A 6,966-nucleotide genomic window follows, 5' to 3' on the forward strand; every position below is an offset into this window, starting at 1 on the left:
GCGAACCGGCGGGCCCCCCGGCCGGACGGGTGCCCGGCCGCCGCCGCGAGCAGCCCCGCCAGTCCTGGGATTGCCGCACACACCCTCTCCACCGCCACCACCGCGTCTTCGAGCTTCAGATCGCAGGCCAGGTCCCGGCAGGTGCGCAGCGGCGTGGTGACCCGGATCCCGCCCAGTTCGGTGACGGAGGCCGGTGGCAACGCGCCGTAGCGGTACACCCGTCCCTCGCGGGACCGACGCGTGGCCGGGAGCCAGATCTCGGGCGGCGCATCGGCCGGAGCCGAGTCGTCCCCCCACAGCAGCGCAGCGCTGCGCCCACGCAAGACCCCCTCGGGCCAGTTCCTGGCCAGCGCCTCGCTGCGCAGGCGGAGGTCGTCCACCTGGTCATCCCGGCGGTAGATCCCGTGCCAGATCCGAACGTAGCGACCGCGGTCCCGTGGATCGGGAACGGCCGCGGCGAGTTCGGCGGTCGTCAACGGCCCCGGTGGCAGCCCTTCCGGGCCCTGCGGGGCGGGCCCGCCACCGGCCGGGGAAGTCGGGAAGGAAGTGAGAGTGTCCATACCGGACACAGTGCTGCACGCCACCGTCGGCCCCGGGCTGTGGAGGTGCCCTGGTGGGCGTGCCTGTGGACCGACGGGGCCTGTGGATGACATCCGTACATGGGCAGGCTGAGGCGGTCGACGAGTCCGGCGGCGGTCCAGAGGAACCCGGGTCCGCGTGGAACCACGTCACTCCGATGACGCGAATAAGGATTCTTGTGCCGATAGGCTCGAGCCTCATGGACCCCCGGTCTCCGATGACCCGCCGTCAAGCCCTCGCCGTCGGCCTCGGGGCGACCGGGTCCATGCTCCTCGGTGGTGGCGCGGCCGGCGCGCAGCCACCTGGGGCACCAGGGGCGGCAGCGAACGTGCTCGGCTACTGGGGCTCCAGCCCGGGATCCACCTCCGGTGTCCCCTCGGGGTTGCACGGCGGAATGGTCGCGACGGATCTCGAGGTAGTGACGGTGACCGACACGTCGGTCACCTTCTCCTGGGCGACTCTCCACGGCCCCCGGCTGCCGTACGGACCCGAACAGCAGACCGTGCCCGCCGACTCCGAGGTCCTGCTCGGCCCAGCCGATGCCCGTGGCCCTCTACGCGTGGTGCACTACGACGCCGCTCCGCGCGGCGTCCATCTCGTCACGATCACCGGCCTCGAACCCGGCCGCGAGTACGCGTTCGAATGCCGCTCTCACGGTGTCCGGGCGCAGGCGTCTCTCGTCGGCACCAACCAGGCGTGGTCGCCGGAGCGAACCGGGAGGGTCACCACTCTCACGCCGCCGTCGGGCCGCCGCATCTCCACGATCGCGATTCTCAACGACACCCATGTCGGCGAGACGCGCCACGGCATCATCGTCAACGACATGCCGACGCCGATCACGCAGCGGCAGAGTCTGCCTCCGTACGCGGAGGTCATGCTCGTCGGAGCACTGACCGAACTGCGCGCGCGACGTCCCGACACCCTCATCGTCAACGGAGACTGCACTGACGAGGCACGCCCCGCTGAAGTGCAGACTTTCCGCCGGATCATGGACGGCTACGGCCGTTTCGGCGTCGACTGGAACGTGACGCGCGGCAATCACGACCGGCCCCACCGTCCTGCACAGGACCCGGGCGCCGGCTACGAGAGCGTCCCGGTGCTCGACGGGACGGCCGATCACCGGGACGTGTGGGGCGCCGAGTTCGTCCCGCGTCAGGAACTGTGGACGACCGATGTCGGGAACCTGCGGATCCTCGGCGTCGACAGCTGCATGCTCGACGCGTCGGGAGGCGAGATCCTGCCCGGGCAGATGGATCAGATCGCCTCCACACTCCAGGCTGACCCGGACCGGCCGACCATCCTGTTCGCGCATCACCCCGTGACGGAAGAAGCGGCCAGGACGAACGTCGGCCAGCGCGGGTTCGTCCTCAACCAGTCGGACTCGATCACGCTGCAGACCCACCTCGCCCACGCACCGGGGGTCTTTCTCATGGGCGCCGGGCACACTCACCGTGCACGCCGGACCGCGCCGGACCGGGCGCCGGGCGTCGACTTCGTCGAGACTGGTGCCACCAAGGCCTACCCCGGCGGGTACACACTGTTGACGTTGTTCGAGGGCGGCTACATGGTCAACTTCCACCGGATCGCCCACGAGCACGCCATCGAGTGGACCTCGCGATCACGGTGGGGCGCCTACGGCCTCGAGGCCGAGTACCTGCTCGGCACGACCGACCACCGGAACTACGTCGTCCACCGGGATCTCTCCGGACTGTAGCCGGGCCACCCGGCCGGAACCGGACACCAGGCGAAGGGGAACTCCCCTACACCCCGTACAGCCGCGCCCAGTTCTCCCGCGTGGTGAGGCGGGCCTGCGCCTCGCGCCACCGTTCCTGGGCCGCGGGGGCCTCGCGGATGAACCGCGCGAGCAGGGCGGCCAGGCGCTTCTGCAGTTCCGTGACCCGCTGCGGGTCGACCTTGCGGTGGTGCACCCCGGTCTGGGAGGCGTCGGTCACGTAGACCTCGTCGAAGAGCGAGACGTGCCACCAGGCCGCGTCCTCGTAGGGGACGGCCACGACGCCGCCGCGCTGCCGTCCGAGCTTCTGGACGAGCAGCCGTTTGACCAGCACCTGGTCCTCGCGGTCCTCTCGGGGGATCCCCACCTTGCGCTCCACCCTGATCCCCGCGGGTAGGGCGTCGACGGCGAGCTTGGCCGTCTCGGGGTATCCCGCGCGTTCGGCGCGGATCGCGGCCAGGGCGGCCTGCCCGCCGTCGCCGACGCCGTGGGCACCGTCGGGGCCGTCGAGGAACGCCTCGATTCCGCGCATGCGGGTGGCGGCGAGGCCATACTGCATGGCCACGAGCGCCCGCAGGACGCTCCGGCCCAGGACCCTGGCCATCGCGCGCGGGTCGATCCCCTGGCGGAGGGCGGCGGTGGTCAGCGAGTTCCGCATCGAGAAGAACTGACCGAAGTCGTCGCCGTCCTTCCAGTAGAAGTCGGCGTGCCACACGGCCGCCCCCTGGAGGGTGCAGGTGGGCATCCCGGCCTGTCGGCACCGCAACCCGTACTCGATGTCGTCCCACTGGAAGAAGTACGGCAGGGGCAGCCCCACCCTCTCCACTGCCTCCCCGGGCACCAGGCAGGACCACCACGCGTTGTACTCGGCGTCCACCCGCCGCTCCTGCCGGTTCTCGACCACGGACTGGTCGCGCAGGGCGAACTCGTCCGCGTCCAGGCCGCCCTCGAGCTGGTCGAGCTGCGTGCGCTCGGCCGAGACCAGCAGGTAGTCCGGGTTGAACAGGTACAGCATCTGCGCGCCGACGAGCATCGGCTCGCGGGTGACGGCCGCGAAGGCGAACAGCCGCAACACCGTCTCGGGCTCGACCCTCACGTCGTCGTCCATGAGCAGCACGTCCACCGGCCCGGTGGACCCGGGGGCGGTGGCCTCGAACATCCCGCGGCTGAACCCGCCGGCGCCGCCGAGATTGGGCTGGCGCAGGTAGTGCAGCCGCTCGCCGAACTCCCCGGCCGCGCGCCGGAACGCCTCCCGCGTCTCGACCAGGTCGGTGCCCTGATCCGTCACGTAGAGGTCGTCGATGAGTTCGGCCACCAACGGGTCCGAGGCCAGCGAGTCGACGGTCGCGGCGCAGTCGTCCGCCCTGTTGAAGGTGCAGATGGCCACCGCCGCGCGGCGGGCCGGGCTCGTCGTCGTCACACTCCACGTCACCTCGGACACGGTCGCCGCCGCGTCCACGGCGTGGAACTCCAGCCACATCGCGCCGCCGTCGACGAAGGTGTCCACCGGTACGTGCAACACCGCCATGCCGTCCCCGTGGTGGTGGAACACGTCCACGGTGCGCACGTGGGACCCGATGTCGGACGCGCGGACCAGGACGTCGAGTCGCCCCTCGGACTCCACCGCGACCCGCACGGTGAGGCTGGTGACCGTGGTCCAGCGCTGCCAGTAGGAGGCCTCGAACCGGCCGAAGTAGGTGTTGGTGTCGACGACGGCCCCGGCGTCCAGGTGCACCTCGGCGCGCGTGCGGCGCACGACCCCCCGCACGATCCGCGAGTACAGGTCGTCGTTGACCCATTTTCGCGGGCCCGAGAACAGGGTGCGCTGCAACAGCAGGTCGCGCTCGTCGGGGGCGGAACCGGCGTCGGCACCTGCGGCTGTCACGGTGGTGGCGTCCATGTGGCGGGTGCTCCTGGGGAATCGGTGCGGAGGTCGTCTCACTCCCGGGCGGCTGGTGGCCCGGACGCGCCGTCCAGGCTAACCCCGGCCGGGCGGTAACCCGGGAGGGCGGTCAGCGCACCCGGAAGATCACGGTCCGCTGGACGATGAAGTTGGTGACCGTGGCCACGCCCTGCGCGATGACGTAGCCGATCGTCGTGGCCCAGAAGGTGCTCCAGCCCAGGCCGTGGAACCACGGCACCAGCAGCATGAACAGGCCCCACTGCACGCCGAACATCAGCGCGTACAGGCCCATCGTGGCGACGAAGCGGGCGCGGGAGGGCTCGGCCTGGAACGTCCACCGGCGGTTGAGCGAGTACGCCGTGAGGGTGCCCGCCACGAAGGACAGCGCCTTGGCCGGTCCGTAGCCCAGACCGAACAGCATCAACAACTGCAGCAGGCCGTAGTCGACGACCGCGGACAGGACACCGGTCACGAAGAACCTGGTGACCTGCGTCTTCAGGTCGGTAGGTCGCGCCGGATCGGATTCGTGTCGGGCTTCGAGAGGATCGACGGCCCCGCGCAGGGAGTCGAGGACGGAATCGTCCGGGAAGTCCGCGCCGCCGGTAGGTGTACTCACCAGGACAGCGTAGGTCCCGGCCGCCCCGCACGAACACCGGCACGACGACTTGTGCTCGTCTGCCGGACGTGCCATTGTCGTTCCATCGCGCGCCCACCAGCGCGCCTCTGGTCGAACAGACGGGCGGCACCTCCGCCGAAAGCGTTCGATTCCGCAGGAGCGATCAGTTCCGGCCACCCCATCTCCTCACGGCGTCCACACCACCAGGTCCGCGCCACTCCCCCGGGTGAGCCGTCGTCGCCTCCGCACCGCATCGCCGGAAGGACCCGTCGGCACCGCCCGTGGCGGCCCGTCGTCGATCCTTCTCCCGACGACCAGGAGGAACCCCGTGTCCCAGTACCGCAACCCGACCCTCAACACCGCGCCGACCGTGTTCTCCTACACGCCGACCGGGCGGGCGATCCCGACGTCCTCCCCCCTGCGCACGCCCAACCGTCGCCCGGCGGCGCCGTCGTGCACACCCACCGGTCGCGTGGTCCTCTCGACGCCGACCACGCGCGGCTCCGCCTGAGGCGAGGCCGATACGCCGCTCTCGCGCGCGGCGTCCACCGAGGCCCACCGGCCGGGCATGGATGTCGCGCGCGAGGCGTCCCTCGGCCCTACAACCGGTCCGAGGCCACCAGCGCGGTGGTCACGACCAGTGCGATCGCGCCGCAGGCGAGGATCCCGGTCGAGACGAACAGTTGCATGACGCCGGCCTGCCACGGCTCGGCGCCGCCGAGGACCATGCCCACAAAGGCCCCCGGGATGGTCACCAGGCCGATCGTCCGCGTCTGGTCCAATGACGGGGAGAGTGCGGTCGCGGCGGCCTCACGGCACACCATCATCCTCGCCGGGTAGTCGGTGAACCCGAGCGACAGCGCGGCTTCCACCTCACCGTGGCGCGCGTCCAGCTCATCGTGGGCACGCCGCCCCGCCAACCCGACGATCGCCATCGCGTTGCCCATGTAGATGCCCACCACGGGGATGATCGACAGACCGTTCGGGTGCACCACCCCCGCGGCGAGCAGGCCACCCACCACCACGACGGGAGGCACCGCGACGGGGAGTGCGCACCACAGCGCGTCGCGCACCGTGGCCCGGGGTGTGACCGTCCGCGGAGCGCTGCGCTGGGCCAGTCGTCTCGCCGCCGCCCACGATGCCGTCGTCGCCATCACGAGCACGAACACACCGACCAGCCACACACGGTCGGCTACGTAGCCGATGACGAGGGCGAGGACGATGAGCTGTAGCGCGGCGCGGATCGAGGCCCACGGGACCTCGCGCTCCAACCCCGTCCGCCCCAACCAGGCGACCACGGCCCCGATGAGGACGAACAGCACGACGGCCACCGCGAGGGCGGGGCCGATCTCGATCATCGTGGAGCCCACTCGAGGAGCGTACGTCGCGGGTCGGGCATTTCGTCGCACACCCGACGTACCGATCTCCGGGGCCACCGGGATCGTCCGCGCTACGGTACGCGCATGTTCTCGCGACACCCCTCTCGTCCCGGAACCGTGATCGCCACCGTGGTTCTCGCGGCGGCGTGTGTGGTCGCGGGTTCCCCCGCCGTCGCCCAGCCCGGGCCGGTGGATCGACCGCCGAGCGCGCTCTCGGCCGACCCGCCCGATCCCCTGGCCGCGTTCCGTCCGGCCCCACCCCACGAGCGGACCCCGGAGCGGTACCTGCCGAGCCCCTCCCCGGACCCCTGGTACTCCTCCCCGCCCGAGGTGGACCCCCGCACCGCGCCCGGCACGGTCCTGGCCACACGGCCGGTGACGATCCCTCCGCACAATGTGCGCAACTTCGGCCGCGGGTGGCAGGTCCTGGTCCAGAGCTCCGACTCCCACGACCGCCCGCAGCAGATCGTGTCCACGATCATCGAACCGGCCACGCCGTGGCCCGGGCCGGATCCGCGACCGCTGGTCTCGTTCAACGTCACGATCGACTCGCTGGGGCTGACGTGCATGCCCTCGCACGTCCTGCCCCACGAGTTCAACCTGGAACTGCCGCCCTTCCTGCAGATCCTCGCCGACCGTGGCTACGGACTCGTGATCACGGACTTCCAGGGCCCCAGGGCCGCATACGCCGCGGGGCGCGCCAACGGGCGTGCGGTGCTGGACGGGATCCGGGCGGCCCGCGACTTCGTCCCGCCCG

Annotated in this window: 6 protein-coding genes and 1 pseudogene; 3 read left to right on the forward strand and 4 right to left on the reverse strand. The window is 71.3% G+C overall.

Going from position 1 to position 6,966, the window contains the following annotated elements; genetic code table 11:
• Positions 1–560: pseudogene (locus G6028_RS13510) on the reverse strand (hypothetical protein); the annotation flags it as partial.
• A 236-nt stretch (positions 561–796) separates the two neighbouring features.
• On the opposite strand from G6028_RS13510, the gene G6028_RS13515 reads away from it, so the two are divergent.
• A complete protein-coding gene (locus G6028_RS13515; RefSeq protein ID WP_182659177.1) occupies positions 797–2,293 on the forward strand; it encodes a metallophosphoesterase family protein in 1,497 nt (498 codons plus the stop codon).
• 46 nt (positions 2,294–2,339) lie between these two features.
• Here the strand turns inward: G6028_RS13515 and G6028_RS13520 are convergent, their stop codons facing one another.
• Together G6028_RS13520 and G6028_RS13525 are read right to left on the reverse strand one after the other, a co-directional pair.
• Positions 2,340–4,211, reverse strand: a complete 1,872-nt coding sequence (locus G6028_RS13520) for a glycosyltransferase (RefSeq protein WP_182659178.1) — start codon at positions 4,209–4,211, stop codon at positions 2,340–2,342.
• Positions 4,212–4,323: 112 nt separating this feature from the next.
• Positions 4,324–4,830: a GtrA family protein gene (locus G6028_RS13525; protein ID WP_338404226.1), complete on the reverse strand. Its 507-nt coding sequence runs from the start codon at positions 4,828–4,830 to the stop codon at positions 4,324–4,326.
• Between the two features lie 328 nt (positions 4,831–5,158).
• Between G6028_RS13525 and G6028_RS13530 the strand changes: the two genes are divergently transcribed.
• Positions 5,159–5,341 (forward strand): hypothetical protein, encoded by a 183-nt coding sequence (locus tag G6028_RS13530; protein WP_182610805.1) that lies wholly within the window; start codon positions 5,159–5,161, stop codon positions 5,339–5,341.
• An 88-nt stretch (positions 5,342–5,429) separates the two neighbouring features.
• On the opposite strand, the gene G6028_RS13535 is transcribed toward G6028_RS13530, so the two are convergent.
• Entirely contained in the window at positions 5,430–6,200 is a 771-nt protein-coding gene (locus tag G6028_RS13535) for an ABC transporter permease (protein WP_338404227.1), read from the reverse strand.
• A 93-nt stretch (positions 6,201–6,293) separates the two neighbouring features.
• On the opposite strand from G6028_RS13535, the gene G6028_RS13540 reads away from it, so the two are divergent.
• On the forward strand, positions 6,294–6,966 hold a 673-nt coding region (locus tag G6028_RS13540), incomplete at its 3' end, for a lipase family protein (RefSeq protein ID WP_277817609.1).

Origin of the sequence: Dietzia cercidiphylli (assembly GCF_014145145.1) — a bacterium.
Taxonomy (GTDB): Bacteria; Actinomycetota; Actinomycetes; order Mycobacteriales; family Mycobacteriaceae; genus Dietzia; species Dietzia natronolimnaea.